Below are 14037 nucleotides of genomic sequence, written 5' to 3' on the forward strand. Positions count from 1 at the left end.
ATTAGAGCCTGTCCGCCGTCTTGACCCCCCGCACCTCCCCCACCTTCATGGGGCGGAAGCGCTCCGCCAGGCGCTCTATCCAATAGGGCTTAAGAAGGCCCAGGTCAACCAAGGGCTTTGCCCAGCGGAAGCGGGGGCTTTGCCAAAAGTCCTCCACCGTCAGGGGGTGGATGAGGAAGGCGCACACGGCCTGCCGCTCCGAGGGGAGGGGGAGGGGGGAGCCGAGCTTGGGCTCCGTCCCCTCCAGGATCCGCCCCAGGTTTTCCTTGTAGCGCCAAAGGGCGAGGAGAAGAAGGACCCCGCCCAGACCCCGGGCCAGGGGAGCAAAGGGCCCAAAGAGGAGGACCAGGAAAAGCCCCAGGGGGAGGCCCAGGCTCCCCAAGGAGGCGTAGCCCGTGAGGGCGTAAAGGACAAGGCCCAAGGCCATGGGCACCAGCCCGAGCTCCGGGCTTAAGGGTAGCCCCGCCAGAATCCCGAGGAGCATCCCCGCCCCCTTGGCCCTAAGGGGCCAGGGGTCGCGGAAGAAAAGGGGGTAGAGGTGGCCCAGATAGACCGCCACCCCCACCGCCAGGGCGCCCTCGAGGCCCACCCCCAAGGCCCGGGAGAGGAGAAGGGGCAGGTACCCCTTCAGGAAGTCCAGGAGAAAGGCAAGAAGGGCAAGACCCAAGCCCAAGCGCTTCACGGCGTTTTCCAGCCCCAGGGTGTAGGGGCTTGCGGTGCGGAGGTCCACTCCCCGCCTTTGGGCCAGCCAGTGGCCCAGGGGAAGCGACCCCACCAGGTAGGCCAGGGGAAGGAGGACCAGGATCATCGCAGGTAGTTTAGCCCGGCCACCGCCCCCCCGGTGAGGAGGAGGACCAAGACCCCCGCGGCCACCACCCCCAAGGAGATGGCGGGAAGGGCGTAGCGGCGCCTAAGGCCCAGGACCACCGCCAAAACCGCCCCGCTCCAAGCCCCGGTGCCGGGGAGGGGCACGGCCACGAAGAGGAAAAGGCCCAAGGCCCCAAGCCGCTGGACCTGCTCCTCCCCCCTAAGGCGCACCCGGGCCTCCAGGGCCTGCCAGAGCCGGGCGAACCAGGCAAAGCGGGCGAAGAGGGCCACCCCGTAGGGCAGGAGGAAAAGGGCCAAGGGGGTCACCAGGAGGTTTCCCAAAAGGGCCAGGAAAAAAGCCTCCCACAGGCTAAACCCTAGGGCCACCCCCAAGGGGATGGCCCCCCTGAGCTCCACCAGGGGGAGCGCAGCCACCAACACCACGTAAAGGGCCTTCATGGGAAAGCCCTCCCCACCCCAAGGTGGGGAGGGGAAGGGAAAGGTCTAGGCCTGGGCGGCCTTGGCCTTAGCCACCAGCTCAGCGAAGATCTGGGGCTCCCGCACCGCCAGGTCGGCCAGGACCTTGCGGTCCAGCTCCACCCCCGCCTTCTTCAGGCCATGGATGAAGGTGGAGTAGTTCAGGCCGTGCTGGCGGCAGGCAGCGTTGATGCGCACGATCCAGAGCCTGCGGAAGTCCCGCTTTTTCCGCTTGCGGTCGCGGTAGGCGTAGTTCCCGGCGGCAAAGAGGGTCTCCCGCGCCTTACGGAAGCTCGTGGAGCGGAGGCCCCAGTAGCCCTTGGCCAGCTTGAGGATCTTCTTGTGCTTCCTGCGGCGGACAACCCCGGTCTTGGCGCGCGGCATCCCTCACCTCCCTCACTCGTAGGGCAGGAGGAGCCGGATCCGCTCCGCCTCCGCCTCGGCCAGGACAAACTTCCGCCCCTTCTGGCGGATCTCGCTACCGGACTTGTGCCAGTTCAAGTGGCGCTTTCCGGTCTTCATGGCCACCACCTTGCCCGAAGCGGTCACCTTCACCCGCTTCTTGGCGCCCTTGTGGGTCTTCATCTTCGGCATGGTTCCTCCCGTGGCCTTCGGAGCGCCCCCAAAAGGGGGTCTTGGTAGCTCCAAGGCCATCCCACTATAGCAGAAGGGCAAGTGGGGGTCTAGGCGGAAACCTTGGCGGGAACCAGGAGCATGTTCATGTCCCGGCCCAAAAGCTCCGGCTTCATCTCCACCACGGCCAGGCCCTTCAGGTCCTCCGCCACCCGCTCCAGGAGGCGCTGGCCCAGCTCAGGGTGGGCCATCTCCCGGCCCCGGAACATGATGGTCACCTTGACCTTGTGGCCCTCCTCCAGGAAGCGCTTGATATGGCCCAGCTTGGTCTGATAATCGTGGTTGTCTATTTTGACCCGAAACTTGATGGACTTGACCTCCGTGCGCTTGGCCTTCTTCCGGGCCTCCTTCTCGGCCACCTGTTGTTCGTAGCGCCACTTGGAGTAGTCCATGATCCGGGCCACGGGGGGGTCGGCCGTGGGGCCCACCAGGACCAGGTCCAGATCCTGCTCCCGGGCCAGGCGCAGGGCCTCCCGGGTGTCCATGATGCCGAGCTGCTGGCCGTCCGGGCCGATGACCCGGACCTGTTTGACGCGGATGCGTTCGTTGGTCAGGTACTCCTTTATCTACACCACCTCCTAGCCCGCCCAAGGCGCTTCCCTAGGTTTGCGGGCTAAGGGCAGTGTAGCAGGGAAAACCCCGCCGGTACAATGGGGCCATGGTCCAGGTGGAAGAAGGGCGCATCGCCAAGGTCTTTTTGGACGATCCAGACCGCAGGAATCCCCTCTCCCCTCCCCTGGTGGAGGGGCTCCTTCAGGCCCTAGAGGCCCTGGAAGGGGACAAGGGGGTACGGGCCGTGGTTCTTGGGGCCCGGGGGCCCGCCTTCAGCGCGGGGGCCGACCTGGCCTTCCTGGAACGGGTAACGGAGATGGGAGCGGAGGAGAACTACGCCCACTCCCTCTCCCTCCTCCGCCTCTTCCACCGGGTCTACACCTATCCCAAGCCCACGGTGGCCGCGGTCCAGGGCCCCGCGGTGGCGGGGGGGGCGGGGCTGGCCCTGGCCTGCGACCTGGTGGTGATGGAAGAAGGGGCCCGGATCGGATTCACCGAGGTGAAAATCGGCTTCGTGGCCGCTTTGGTCTCCGTCTTGTTGGTGCGGGCCGTGGGAGAGAAGGTGGCCAAGGACCTCCTCCTCACGGGAAGGCTTTTAGAGGCGGAGGAGGCCAAGGCCTTAGGGCTCGTAAACCGCGTGGTCCCCAAAGGGCGGGGCCTGGAGGAGGCGGTGCGCCTAGCCGAGGGCGTAGCGGAAAACGCCCCCACCTCCTTGCGCCTCACCAAGGAGCTCCTCACCGCCCTTCCGGGGATGGGCCTCGAGGACGGTTTCCGCCTGGCCGCCTTGGCCAACGCCTGGGTGCGGGAAACGGGGGACCTAAGGGAGGGCATCCGGGCCTTCTTTGAGAAGCGGAAGCCCGTGTTTTGAACTCCCCTCCTGTAGACTTTTCCCTATGGGCGTCGCCCCCGAGAGCTTCATCACCGAGATCGTGGCCAGGGACCTCCAAGAAGGCCGGTACGAAAAGCTCCGCACCCGCTTTCCCCCAGAACCCAACGGCTACCTGCACATCGGCCACGCCCGGAGCATTGTCTTAAACTTCGGCCTGGCCCTGGACTTCGGCGGGGAGTGCAACCTCCGCTTTGACGACACCAACCCCGAGACGGAGAAGGAGGAGTACGCCCGGGCCATTGAGGAGGACGTGCGCTGGCTAGGCTTCACCCCCACGCGGGTCCTCTACGCCTCCGATTACTTTGACACCATGTACGCCTGCGCCCTCACCCTCATCCGGGAGGGGAAGGCCTATGTGGACGACCTCTCCGAGGAGGAGATGGGCGAACTTAGGGCCCAGGGGAAGCCGAGCCCCTATCGGGAGCGGAGCGTGGAGGAAAATCTGGATCTATTCCAGCGCATGGCCCAAGGGGAGTTCCCCACGGGAAGCCGGGTCCTCCGGGCCAAGATTGACCCCACCCACCCCAACTTCAAGCTGCGGGACCCGGTGCTCTACCGCATCGTCCACGCCCCCCACTACCACGCGGGAGACCGCTGGACCGTCTACCCCATGTACGACTTCGCCCACCCCCTGGAGGACCTCATCGAGGGGATCACCCACTCCCTCTGCACCCTGGAGTTTGAGAACAACCGGGCGGTCTACGACTGGGTCATAGAGAACCTCAAGGGGAAGTGCGGCCTGCCCGAGGCCCCCAGGCCCTACCAGTACGAGTTCGCCCGCCTGGACCTCACGTACACCGTCCTTTCCAAGCGGAAGCTCATCAAGCTGGTGGAAGGGGGCTACGTCTCGGGCTGGGACGACCCCCGCCTCCCCACCCTAAGGGCCCTAAGGCGCCGGGGGGTGCGGCCCGAGGCCATCCGCGCCTTTATCCAGAGGACCGGGGTCTCCCGCCACGAGGCCCGGGTGGAGATGGAGCTTTTTGAAGAGGTCATCCGGGACGACCTGAACCCCATCGCCCCCAGGGTCTTAGGGGTCCTGGACCCCCTGGAGGTGGTCCTCACCAACTACCAGGGGGAGGAGTGGCTCGAGGCCCCCTACTGGCCCCGGGACATCCCCAAGGAGGGAAGCCGCCTTCTGCCCTTCTCGGATCGGATCTACATTGAGCGGAGCGACTTCAGCCTAAACCCCCCGAAGGGCTGGAAGCGGTTCGCCCCCGGGCAGAGGGTGCGCCTGCGCCACGCCTACGTGATGGAGCTTGTGGAGGTGGTGGAGGAGGGAGGGGAAGTGAAGCGCCTTAAGGCCCGCATCCTCCCCGAAACCCTGGGCCAGAACCCCGCGGACGGGGTGAAGCCCAAGGGGGTGATCCACTGGGTCTCCGCCCGGCACGCCCTGCCCGCGGAGTTCCGCCTCCATGGCCGCCTCTTCCTCACGGAAGACCCCGAGGAGGGGGAGGACTTCCTCCAGAACCTGAACCCGAGGGCCCTCGAGGTCAAGCGGGGCTACATTGAACCCAGCGTGGGGAAAGATCCCAAAGACACCCGCTACCAGCTGGAGCGGCTCGGCTACTTCTGGCAGGACCCCGAGGACTCGAGGCCGGACCGCCTGGTCTTCAACCGCATCGTGCCCCTGAAGGAGGGGTACAGGGTCTAAAGGGGCCCGGCGGACCCTTGGGGGCCCCCGCCGAAGCACTCGCTTCGGCGGGGCGCTCCTAAAGCCCTAGGCTGACCCCCAAGGCCGCCCCCAGGCCGAAGCCCTGGGTGGGGGCCAGGTAGTAGACGGGGTGGAGCTCCACAAAAACCCCAAGAAGGGGCAGGGTCAGGTTAAGCCAGGTGCCCAGGACCCCCCGCACCCCGCCCTGCCCCGCCTCCCCTTGGGGGAGGCTTAAGGCCCGCCCGGTGCCGTAGAAGACCCCTACCCCCCCATAGAGGTCGGTGAGGGGGACCTTTAGGAGGAGGTCCACCCCACCCCCTAGGGCCTCGAGGCCCACCCCCCCGTAGGCCCGCCCCTCCAGGAGGAGGGGGAGAAGGGGAAACCGCACCCCGCCCTGTAGCCCAAAGGGGCTCCCCAGGCCCACCTCCACCCGCTGGGCCAAGACCATGCCCAAAAGGAACAAAAGGACCAACCCCTTACGCATTCCGCACCTCCTGCAACAGCGCCTCCACCTCCACCACCCGGGCCCGGTGGGCCCCGGGCTGGTAGTCCACCAAGACCGCCTCCACCCCAAGAAGGCCTAATGCCCTAAGGAAGGCCTCCTTCAGGGCCCGGCTCTCCAAAGGGCTCACCCGCATGCCGAGGTGGGGGTGGCGGTCCAGAAACCCTTGGGCCAGGGCCTCCTCGGTCCACACCCCGGAAAGCCGCCGCCCCAGGGCCTCCACCACCAGGTGCTCCCCCGGCTCCCCCTCCAAGACGTACCACACCCGGGAAAGATCGGGCTCCACGGGGCCATAATACCCTTACCGGTACCTGGTGGAACAGGGCCTGGTGGAAAGCCGGGAAAAGGCCAAGGCCCTCATCCAAAGGGGCCTGGTGCGGGTGGGGGGGAAGGTGGTCACCAAGCCCGCCCACCCCGTGACGGGGGAGGTGGAGCTCCTGGAGGAGGCGCGCTACGTGGGCCGGGGGGCCTACAAGCTCCTCGGGGCCCTCCAGGCCTTTCCCCTGGAGGTGGCGGGCAAGGTGGCGGCGGACCTGGGGGCGGGCACCGGGGGTTTCACCCAGGTCCTCCTGGAGCGGGGTGCGAGGCGGGTCTACGCGGTGGACGTGGGCCACGGCCAGCTCCACCCCAGGCTCCGGTCGGACCCCCGGGTGGTGAGCCTGGAAGGGATAGATGCCCGGGAGGCCAGCCTCCCCGAGCAGGTGGACCTTTTGGTGGCCGATTTTTCCTTCATCTCCTCCACCCTGGTCCTTCCCGCCCTGAAGGCCCTCCTCAAACCGGGAGGGGAGGCCCTTCTCCTCGTCAAGCCCCAGTTTGAGCTTTGGCCCGGGGCCCACAAGGGGGTGGTGCGGGACGAGGCCCTGAGGCGGGAGGCCTTAAGGCGGGTAAAGGCCAAGGCGGAGGAGCTGTGCTTCCAGGTGCTAGGGGAAGCGGAAAGCCCCCTGCCGGGCAAGGAGGGAAACCGGGAGTACTGGCTTTGGCTTAGGGCCCCTTAAGCCACTCCTCGGCGATCTGGACTGCGTTGAGGGCCGCTCCCTTCAGGAGCTGGTCCCCCACCACGAAGAAGTCCAGGCCGTTCTCAAAGGCCAGGCTCTTCCGGATGCGCCCCACCTCCACGTTCCACTTGCCGCTTGCGGTGAGGGGCATGGGGTAGCGCTTCCTCTCGGGCTCGTCCACCACCTCCACCCCGGGGGCCTGCCTCAGGACCTCCCGGGCGGCCTCGGGGGTCACGGGGCGGGCGAACTCCACGCTCACCGCCTCCGCGTGGGCCCTTAGGGTGGGGACCCGCACCGCGGTGGCGCTGATCCTTAGGGAGCCATCCCCAAAGATCTTGTGGGTTTCCCACACCACCTTCATCTCCTCCCGGGTGTACCCATTTTCCTGGAAGGCTTCTATGTGGGGGATGACGTTGAAGGGAAGAGGGTGGGCGAAGGCCTCGGCCTTGGGGGTTTCCCCGTGGAGGAAGCGGTGGGTTTCCGTAAGGAGCTCCTCCATGGCCTTAGCCCCCGCCCCCGAGGCCGCCTGGTAGGTGGCCACGATGACCCGCTCAGCGCGGAAGGCCTGGTGGAGAGGCCAAAGGGCCATGGCCAGGATGGCCGTGGTGCAGTTGGGATTGGCGATGAGGCCCCGGTGGCGGAAGATGGCCTCCCGGTTCACCTCGGGCACCACCAGGGGCACCTCGGGCTCGTAGCGGAAGGCGCTGGAGTTGTCTATGACCAAGGCCCCCCCTTCCACCCACCGGGGGGCGTAGGCCTTGGAAAGGCTCCCCCCCGCGCTGGCAAGGACGAGATCTGCGGCCAAAGGCCCCTCGGGTAAGGGCTCCACCGGGATCTCCTCCCCCATGAAGGGAAGCCTGACCCCCGCGGAGCGAGGGGAGGCGTAGAGCCGGAGCTCGGAAAGGGGGAACCGGCGGGCCTCCAAAACCTTCACGATCTCCCGGCCCACCGCCCCCGTGGCGCCCACCACCGCGACCCTCATTCCTCCTCCCACATGGCCTTGGCACGGCCCCAAAGGTGGGTGAGGCTATGGAGCAAGGCCTCTTCCAGGGCGGGGGGCAAGGGACCTTCCACCCCCTGGGCTTCCCCGTAAAGCCGTTTCAAGGGCTCCACCTCATCCCAGAACCCCTGCCAGATAGCCTCGGGAATCCCTAAGACCCCTTGAGCCTGCGGATGAACCGCCTTCGCTCCGCTTCCCATACCCCGATCTCCCCTTCCCGCTTCCGCACGAGGCCCTAGTCCGGCAAGGGCTTGGCCTCCTCTTCCCGAATCTTAGCCCAATGGCGTTCAACCTGGGCCTCCAAACCACGAAGCCGCTTTCGGAGCGCTTGTCATCCCCCATCACCAGCGGAGCTTTTCCCTTAAGAAGCTTTCCAGTTCGTCCACGTGGAGCCTTATTTGCTCCATGGTGTCCCGGTCCCGCACGGTGACCGTGTCCTTGAGCTTGGTGGTGCCGTCCTTACTTTGGCCGATGGTGTCGTAGTCCACGGTGATGGCGAAGGGGGTGCCCACCTCGTCGTGGCGGCGGTAGGCCTTGCCGATGTTGCCCGTATCCTCGTAGAGGATACGGCCGAGGCCCAGGGCCTGGAGGCGGACCTTTAAGCGCCTGGCGTAGTCGGTGATCTCGGGGCGGTTCCTCACCAAGGGGATCACCGCAGCCTTGATGGGGGCGAGCTGGGGCTTGAGCTTGAGGACGATGCGCTCTTCCCCGCTAGGAAGCTCCTCGCGGGTGAAGGCTTCCGAAAGAAGGGCCAAAACCCCCCGGTCCACCCCCGCGGAGGGCTCAATCACGTAGGGGACGAACCAGCGGCCCGTCTCGGGGTCGCGGTAGGCCAGGCGCTGGGTGGAGTGCTCGTTCTTGAGAACCCGGGCGGTGATGCCAAGCTCCTCCTGGTCCTTGGTGTGGCTCCCCAGGTCAAAGTCCGTGCGGTTGGCGATGCCCTCCAGCTCCTCGAGGCCATGGGGGAAGCGGTAGAGGATATCCACCGTGGCCTTGGCGTAGTGGGCAAGCTCCTCCTTGGGCTGCTCGTAGGGGACCAGGTTATCCCGGGAAAGGCCCATCTCCTGCCACCACCTAAGCCTCTCCTCCACCCAGTAGCGGTGCCAGTACTCGTCCTCTCCGGGGCGGACGAAGTACTCAATCTCCATCTGCTCAAACTCCCGCACCCGGAAGATGAAGTTCCTGGGAGTGATCTCGTTGCGGAAGGCCTTGCCAATCTGGGCGATGCCGAAGGGGAGCTTGCGGCTGGTGGCGTCTAGAACGTTCTTAAAGTTGACGAAGATGCCCTGGGCGGTCTCGGGGCGGAGGTAGGCCAAGGCGGCCTCCTCCTCCACCGGCCCCACGTAGGTCTTGAACATCATGTTGAAGTAGCGGGGCGGGGTCCAGTCCCCGGCCTCCCCCGTGGCCGGGTCCACCACCCCCGCCGCGGTCATGGCCCCCCCGGCCCGCTCTGGAGCGGCCATCATGGCCCCCACCAGGGCGTGAAGGCCCGCCCCCTCCTCCACCTCCATGGCCCGGTAAAGCCGGGACAGGACCTCGGGCCCCTGGTCTTTTAGGAGGTGGTCCAGGCGGTAGCGCTTCTTGGTGATGCGGTTGTCCACCATGGGGTCGGCGAAGGTGGCCTCGTGGCCCGAGTAGTAGAGGACCAGGCGGTGGGTGAGGATGCTGGCGTCCAGGCCCTCCATGTCGTCCCGCTCGTAGACGTTCCTTCGCCACCAGGCCTGCTTGAGGTTGTTCTTGAGCTCCACCCCCAAGGGGCCGTAATCGTAGGTGCCCTGAAGGCCCCCGTAGATCTCCGAGCCTTGGAAGATAAACCCCCGCCGCTTGCAAAGCGCCACCAGTTCGTCAAGGGTGCTGGCCGGCATTCTCCCTCCCTCAAAAAGGGGCCCTAAGCCCCGATTAGGGGGCATGATACCCGAAAAGCCCGCCCCCGGGCCAAGGTAACCGGGGGCGCAAACGGCCCTAGGCGAAGCCTTTAGGCTAGAATGGTGGGTAGAGGGGGATGATGAACAGGTACGACGACCGCGCCAGGCTGGTCTTTCACTACGCAAGGGAGGAGGGGAGCCGTCTTGGCCACTCCATGATCGGCCCGGAGCACCTCCTCTTGGGCCTGATGCGCGAAGGGGGGACCGCGGCCCGCATCCTCCAGGAGTACGGGGCGAGCCTCGAGGCCATGCGCCGCATGGTGGAGGAGCTGGTGGGCCGGGGCGAGGGGAGCCGCACGGGGGAACCCCCGGCCATCACCCCCAGGGCCCGGCGGGTCATGGAGCTGGCCAGCGCCGAGGCCCGCAACATGGGGGCCCAGGTCATCGGCACGGAGCACATCCTCCTCGGCATCATCCGCGAGGGGGACGGGATCGCCTACCGCATCCTCACCCACTTCGCCAAGGACGTGGACGCCATCCGCTGGCGGGTGTTGGCCATGGCAGAGGGTAGGGAGCGGGAAAAGCCCGTGAACACCCCCTTCCTGGACGAGTACGGTCGCGACCTCACCAAGGAGGCCCGGGAAGGGAAGCTGGACCCGGTCATCGGCCGCCAGGAGGAGATCAACCGGGTCATCCAGATCCTGGCCCGGCGCACCAAGAACAACCCCGTGCTCATCGGGGACCCCGGGGTGGGCAAGACGGCCATCGTGGAGGGGCTGGCCCAGGCCATCGTGGAGGGCCGGGTTCCCCCCATCCTGCGGGGAGCCCGGGTGGTGGCCATAGACCTGGCGGGGGTGGTGGCCGGGACCAAGTACCGGGGGGAGTTTGAGGAGCGTCTGCGACAGATCATAGAGGAGCTGAAAAACGCCAAGGTCATCGCCTTCATTGACGAGCTCCACACCCTCATCGGGGCTGGGGGGGCGGAAGGGACCCTGGACGCGGCCAACATCATGAAGCCCGCCTTGGCCCGGGGGGAGATCCAGGTCATTGGGGCCACCACCACCGGGGAGTACCACCGCTACATTGAGAAGGACGCGGCCTTGGAGCGGCGCTTCCAGCCGGTCATCGTCCTCGAGCCCTCCCCGGAGGAAACCCTGGAGATCCTAAAAGGCCTCCGCCCCCGCTACGAGGCCCACCACGGGGTGGTCATCCCCGACGAAGTGCTGGAGCTTTCGGTGAAGATCGGCATCCGCTCGCTTCCCGGGCGCAACTTCCCGGACAAGGCCATTGACCTCATTGACGAGGCGGCAAGCCGGGTGCGCCTCAACGCCTCCCTGGGCCTGCCCGTGGCCGAGGAGGACGGTACCCCCGTGGTCACCCGGGAGGACCTGGAGGCGGTGGTGGACTCCTGGGGCGGGATCTACGCGGACGACCGCGACCTGGAGAAGCTGGCCCATCTGGAGGAGGAGCTCAAGAAGCGGGTGGTGGGCCAGGAGGAGGCCATCCGCGCCCTGGCCAACGCCTTAAGGCGGGCCCAGGTGGGCCTTGGGGGCCGGACCCGGGTGGCGGCGAGCTTCCTCTTCGTGGGCCAAAGCGGGGTGGGCAAGACCCAGCTGGCCAAGGCCCTGGCGGAGGTCCTCTTCGGGTCGGAAAGGGCCCTCATCCGCTTTGACATGTCCGAGTTCCAGGAGCCCCACTCCATCTCCAAACTCATCGGGGCCCCGCCGGGCTACGTGGGATACGAGCAGGGGGGCCGGCTCACGGAGGCCGTGCGCCGCCAGCCCTTCAGCGTGGTCCTCCTGGACGAGATTGAAAAGGCTCACCCCGACATCTACAACACCTTCCTCCAGGTTCTGGACGAGGGCCGCCTCACGGACGGGATGGGCCGCACCGTGGACTTCCGCCGGGTCATCCTCATCATGACCTCCAACACTGGCTACAACACCGGCCCCGCGGTGGGCTTCACCTCCCGGGAGGTGGACACCGAGTCCCCCCTGAAGGCCCTCTTCACCCCCGAGTTCCTGGACCGGCTGGACGAGGTCATCCGCTTCCGTGCCCTGACGGAAGAGGAGCTGGTGCGGGTGGCCGAGCTCATGCTGGAAGAAATCCGGAAAGAGCTGAAGTCCCGGGACATCGAGGTCACCTTTGCCCCTGAGGTGGCCCGCTTCGTGGTGGAGCAGGCCCCCAAGACGGGCAGCGCCCGGGCGGTGCGCGGGGTGATCCGGGAGCGGATAGAAGACCCCCTGGCCCTGGCCCTCCTCAAGAAGCCGGAAGGGCGCCTCCACGTGACGGTGGAGGATGGGCACCTGGCCTTCCACGAGGTGGAGGGGGAGGAGCTGAGTCTAGTCTGACACCCCAGCCGGGCCTAGGCCCGGCTGGGGGCCCCAGGAATGGCCAAGAGCGCTTACCGCTGTGTGGAGTGCGGCTACCGCACCCCCAAGCCTCTAGGCCGCTGCCCAGGGTGCGGGGCCTGGGGGAGTTTTCAGGCGGTCCAGGAAACCCCACGCCCAAGCCCCAAAGCGCCCTCCCCCGCCCCGGCCCTCCTCCGGCTTGCGGAGGTGGGGGAAGGGGAAGAGGGCCGGTTCTCCTCGGGGCTTGAGGAGGTGGACCGAGTCCTGGGGGGAGGGTTTGTGCCGGGAGAGGTGGTTCTCCTCGGGGGGGAGCCCGGGGTGGGCAAGAGCACCCTCCTCCTGGAGATGGCGAAGCGCCTCAAGAAGCGGGTCTACTACCTGGCAGGGGAGGAATCCCCCGCCCAGATCCGCCTAAGGGCCCGTAGGCTTGGGCTAAACGACCTTCTTCTCCTCAAGGAAACCCGCCTGGAGCCTCTCCTTGCCTTCCTGGAGGAGGCCCCCCCAGAGGTGCTCTTCGTGGACTCCATCCAGACCCTCGAGGCCGGAGGGGCCCCGGGCAGCCTGGTCTCCGTACGGGAGGCCACCTCGGCCCTGGTGCGCTTCGCCAAGGAACAGGGCACGGCCACCCTTTTGGTGGGCCACGTGACCAAAGAAGGGGTGGTGGCGGGACCCAAGGCCATAGAGCACGCGGTGGACGCCACCCTTTACCTGGAAACCGCCGGGGTCTACCGGGTCCTGAGGAGCGCCAAGAACCGCTTCGGCCCCGTGGGGGAGATGGGGGTCTTCCGCATGGAGGAAAGGGGCCTTCTGGAGGTGAAAAACCCCTCAGAGGCCTTCCTCCTAGAGCGCCCCAAGGGGGTACCGGGGAGCGCCATCGCCCTGGCCCTGGCCGGGGAAAGGGCCTTGGCCCTGGAGGTCCAGGCCCTGGCAGCCAAAACCCCCTTCCCCGCCCCGCGCCGGGTGGTCCAGGGGCTGGACGGGCGGCGGGTGGACATGGTCCTGGCGGTGCTGGAGAGGCGGCTCGGTCTTCCCCTCTCGGGGCTGGACCTCTACGTGAACCTGGCGGGGGGGCTTAGGGTGCTGGACCCGGGGCTGGACCTCCCCGTGGCCTTGGCGGTGTATTCTGCCGTGGTGGGCCGCCCCCTCCCCGAGGACCTAGCGGCCTTGGGGGAGGTGGGCCTGGCCGCGGAGGTCCGGAGCGTGGTGGGGTTGGAGCGGAGGCTCAAGGAGGGGGAGCGGGCGGGGTTTAACCGCTTCCTCCACCCGGGGAACGTGCGCCGGCTGGAAGAGGCGGTGGAGGCCGCCATGGGATGACGGGCCGCCTTCTCCTCTACCTCCTCTTCGCCTACCTGGGCTTCCGGCTGGCGGTGGGCCTCGAGGCCCTAGGCCTCCTCCCCCAAAGCGCGGGCCTCCTTTCTCTGAATCGGTTTTACCTTACCCTGGCGGGCCTCCTCACCGGCATCCTCCTCGCCCCCAGGCTGGAAGGCCTCCTGGAGCCCCTAAGGGCCAGGGTCAAATCCCTTCCCCCCGAGGTCCCCGTGGCCCTCACCCTGGGCACCACCCTCGGCCTCCTCCTCGCCGTCCTCCTCACCACCCTCCTGGCCCAGGTGCCGGGGTTTTCCCCCTACCATAGCCTTCTCCTCGCCCTCTTCCTGGTGGGGCTCTTCGCCTACCTGGCCCTGGGGTACCGGGAGTACCTGCGCCCGCCGCAAAGGCCCCAAGGCCCGGGGGGCAAGGTGCTGGATACGAGCGTGCTGGTGGACGGGAGGATCGCGGAGGTGGCGGAGGCGGGCTTTTTGGAAGGCCCCCTTTACGTGCCCCACTCCGTCCTCAAAGAGCTCCAGCACTTCGCCGATAGCCCCGATGCCCTAAAAAGGGCCAAGGGCCGGCGCGGCCTGGAAACCCTAGAGCGGCTTAAGGCCCTGGTGGGGCTTGCGGTCCTGGAGGAAACCCCCAAAGGGGAGAGCGTGGACGAACAGCTCCTCTTCCTGGCGCGCAAGCTTGGGGCCGTCTTGGTCACCAACGACCTGGCCCTCCTTCAGATGGCCCGCATCTACGGGGTCAAGGCCCTTTCCGTCCAGGCCCTGGCCCAGGCCCTAAGGCCCAGGCTTCAGGTGGGGGACACCCTGAAGCTCCTCATCCTCAAGGAGGGCAAAGAGCCCCACCAGGGGGTGGGCTACCTGGAGGACGGCTCCATGGTGGTGGTGGACGACGGCATCGCCTACCGGGGACAGGAAATAGAGGTGGTGATCACCCAGGCCATCCAGACCCAGGTGGGCCGCCTCTTCTTCGCCCGGCCAGCGGGACACTGAGCC

The 14037-nt window shown here is 67.2% G+C and carries 15 protein-coding genes and 1 pseudogene; 6 read left to right on the forward strand and 10 right to left on the reverse strand.

What is annotated here, in order from left to right; all coding sequences use genetic code 11:
• Positions 1 to 10: 10 nt before the first annotated feature.
• From WKI94_RS04350 to infC, 5 genes and pseudogenes are all read right to left on the reverse strand, one after another.
• Positions 11 to 808: pseudogene (locus WKI94_RS04350) on the reverse strand (glycerol-3-phosphate acyltransferase); the annotation flags it as partial.
• Positions 805 to 1266, reverse strand: a complete 462-nt coding sequence (locus WKI94_RS04355; RefSeq protein ID WP_337844551.1) for a small multi-drug export protein — start codon at positions 1264 to 1266, stop codon at positions 805 to 807. The gene WKI94_RS04355 and the pseudogene WKI94_RS04350, both read right to left, overlap by 4 nt.
• 45 nt (positions 1267 to 1311) lie before the next feature.
• Positions 1312 to 1668 (reverse strand): 50S ribosomal protein L20, encoded by a 357-nt coding sequence (gene rplT / locus WKI94_RS04360; protein WP_337844552.1) that lies wholly within the window; start codon positions 1666 to 1668, stop codon positions 1312 to 1314.
• A gap of 12 nt (positions 1669 to 1680) precedes the next feature.
• The gene (gene rpmI, locus WKI94_RS04365; RefSeq protein WP_016329031.1) at positions 1681 to 1878 is read right to left on the reverse strand and encodes a 50S ribosomal protein L35; all 198 of its coding nucleotides are present in this window, start codon (positions 1876 to 1878) and stop codon (positions 1681 to 1683) included.
• Positions 1879 to 1967: 89 nt separating this feature from the next.
• Positions 1968 to 2483, reverse strand: coding sequence for a translation initiation factor IF-3 (gene infC / locus WKI94_RS04370; RefSeq protein WP_337844584.1), 516 nt, complete (start codon positions 2481 to 2483; stop codon positions 1968 to 1970).
• A gap of 92 nt (positions 2484 to 2575) precedes the next feature.
• Between infC and WKI94_RS04375 the strand changes: the two genes are divergently transcribed.
• On the forward strand, positions 2576 to 3337 hold the full coding sequence (locus tag WKI94_RS04375) for an enoyl-CoA hydratase/isomerase family protein (protein ID WP_337844553.1): 762 nt from the start codon (positions 2576 to 2578) through the stop codon (positions 3335 to 3337).
• A gap of 25 nt (positions 3338 to 3362) precedes the next feature.
• Positions 3363 to 5009 carry a glutamine--tRNA ligase/YqeY domain fusion protein gene (locus tag WKI94_RS04380; protein WP_337844554.1) on the forward strand — a complete coding sequence of 549 codons (1647 nt, stop codon included), beginning with the start codon at positions 3363 to 3365 and terminating at the stop codon, positions 5007 to 5009.
• A 58-nt stretch (positions 5010 to 5067) separates the two neighbouring features.
• On the opposite strand, the gene WKI94_RS04385 is transcribed toward WKI94_RS04380, so the two are convergent.
• Both WKI94_RS04385 and WKI94_RS04390 read right to left on the reverse strand, forming a co-directional pair.
• On the reverse strand, positions 5068 to 5493 hold the full coding sequence (locus WKI94_RS04385; protein ID WP_337844555.1) for a hypothetical protein: 426 nt from the start codon (positions 5491 to 5493) through the stop codon (positions 5068 to 5070).
• On the reverse strand, positions 5486 to 5797 hold the full coding sequence (locus tag WKI94_RS04390; RefSeq protein ID WP_337844556.1) for a DUF3234 domain-containing protein: 312 nt from the start codon (positions 5795 to 5797) through the stop codon (positions 5486 to 5488). Before WKI94_RS04390 ends, WKI94_RS04385 begins: the two co-directional genes overlap by 8 nt.
• 25 nt (positions 5798 to 5822) lie before the next feature.
• Between WKI94_RS04390 and WKI94_RS04395 the strand changes: the two genes are divergently transcribed.
• Complete coding sequence (locus tag WKI94_RS04395) at positions 5823 to 6506, forward strand: TlyA family RNA methyltransferase (protein ID WP_337844585.1); 684 nt, start codon at positions 5823 to 5825, stop codon at positions 6504 to 6506.
• Here WKI94_RS04395 and WKI94_RS04400 read toward each other — a convergent pair.
• The 3 genes from WKI94_RS04400 to WKI94_RS04410 form a co-directional block, all read right to left on the reverse strand.
• Positions 6493 to 7488 (reverse strand): aspartate-semialdehyde dehydrogenase, encoded by a 996-nt coding sequence (locus WKI94_RS04400; protein WP_337844557.1) that lies wholly within the window; start codon positions 7486 to 7488, stop codon positions 6493 to 6495. The two genes, WKI94_RS04395 and WKI94_RS04400, sit on opposite strands and share 14 nt — an antisense overlap.
• On the reverse strand, positions 7485 to 7706 hold the full coding sequence (locus WKI94_RS04405; RefSeq protein ID WP_337844558.1) for a hypothetical protein: 222 nt from the start codon (positions 7704 to 7706) through the stop codon (positions 7485 to 7487). The genes WKI94_RS04400 and WKI94_RS04405 overlap by 4 nt, the downstream gene beginning before the upstream one ends.
• A gap of 141 nt (positions 7707 to 7847) precedes the next feature.
• Entirely contained in the window at positions 7848 to 9371 is a 1524-nt protein-coding gene (locus WKI94_RS04410; RefSeq protein ID WP_337844559.1) for a glycine--tRNA ligase, read from the reverse strand.
• 140 nt (positions 9372 to 9511) lie between these two features.
• Here WKI94_RS04410 and WKI94_RS04415 point away from each other — a divergent pair, with 140 nt between their 5' ends.
• From WKI94_RS04415 to WKI94_RS04425, 3 genes are read left to right on the forward strand one after another with little or no spacing between them, the layout of a single operon-like run.
• Entirely contained in the window at positions 9512 to 11722 is a 2211-nt protein-coding gene (locus WKI94_RS04415; RefSeq protein WP_337844560.1) for an ATP-dependent Clp protease ATP-binding subunit, read from the forward strand.
• A 39-nt stretch (positions 11723 to 11761) separates the two neighbouring features.
• Positions 11762 to 13036 (forward strand): DNA repair protein RadA, encoded by a 1275-nt coding sequence (gene radA / locus WKI94_RS04420; protein WP_337844561.1) that lies wholly within the window; start codon positions 11762 to 11764, stop codon positions 13034 to 13036.
• Positions 13033 to 14034 carry a PIN domain-containing protein gene (locus tag WKI94_RS04425; protein ID WP_337844562.1) on the forward strand — a complete coding sequence of 334 codons (1002 nt, stop codon included), beginning with the start codon at positions 13033 to 13035 and terminating at the stop codon, positions 14032 to 14034. The genes radA and WKI94_RS04425 overlap by 4 nt, the downstream gene beginning before the upstream one ends.
• The last annotated feature ends 3 nt before the right edge of the window (positions 14035 to 14037 follow it).

The sequence above is a fragment of the Thermus sp. genome, assembly GCF_037444525.1.
Classification (GTDB): Bacteria; Deinococcota; Deinococci; order Deinococcales; family Thermaceae; genus Thermus.

Bases quoted from the DNA above. Each gene is read 5' to 3' on its own strand.
- radA (WP_337844561.1), top strand. From the start codon at position 11,762: ATGGCCAAGAGCGCTTACCGCTGTGTGGAGTGCGGCTACCGCACCCCC.
- WKI94_RS04410 (WP_337844559.1), bottom strand. From the start codon at position 9,371: ATGCCGGCCAGCACCCTTGACGAACTGGTGGCGCTTTGCAAGCGGCGG.
- WKI94_RS04405 (WP_337844558.1), bottom strand. From the start codon at position 7,706: ATGGGAAGCGGAGCGAAGGCGGTTCATCCGCAGGCTCAAGGGGTCTTA.
- WKI94_RS04355 (WP_337844551.1), bottom strand. From the start codon at position 1,266: ATGAAGGCCCTTTACGTGGTGTTGGTGGCTGCGCTCCCCCTGGTGGAG.
- rplT (WP_337844552.1), bottom strand. From the start codon at position 1,668: ATGCCGCGCGCCAAGACCGGGGTTGTCCGCCGCAGGAAGCACAAGAAG.
- WKI94_RS04380 (WP_337844554.1), top strand. From the start codon at position 3,363: ATGGGCGTCGCCCCCGAGAGCTTCATCACCGAGATCGTGGCCAGGGAC.
- WKI94_RS04425 (WP_337844562.1), top strand. From the start codon at position 13,033: ATGACGGGCCGCCTTCTCCTCTACCTCCTCTTCGCCTACCTGGGCTTC.
- rpmI (WP_016329031.1), bottom strand. From the start codon at position 1,878: ATGCCGAAGATGAAGACCCACAAGGGCGCCAAGAAGCGGGTGAAGGTG.
- WKI94_RS04375 (WP_337844553.1), top strand. From the start codon at position 2,576: ATGGTCCAGGTGGAAGAAGGGCGCATCGCCAAGGTCTTTTTGGACGAT.
- WKI94_RS04385 (WP_337844555.1), bottom strand. From the start codon at position 5,493: ATGCGTAAGGGGTTGGTCCTTTTGTTCCTTTTGGGCATGGTCTTGGCC.
- WKI94_RS04415 (WP_337844560.1), top strand. From the start codon at position 9,512: ATGAACAGGTACGACGACCGCGCCAGGCTGGTCTTTCACTACGCAAGG.
- WKI94_RS04400 (WP_337844557.1), bottom strand. From the start codon at position 7,488: ATGAGGGTCGCGGTGGTGGGCGCCACGGGGGCGGTGGGCCGGGAGATC.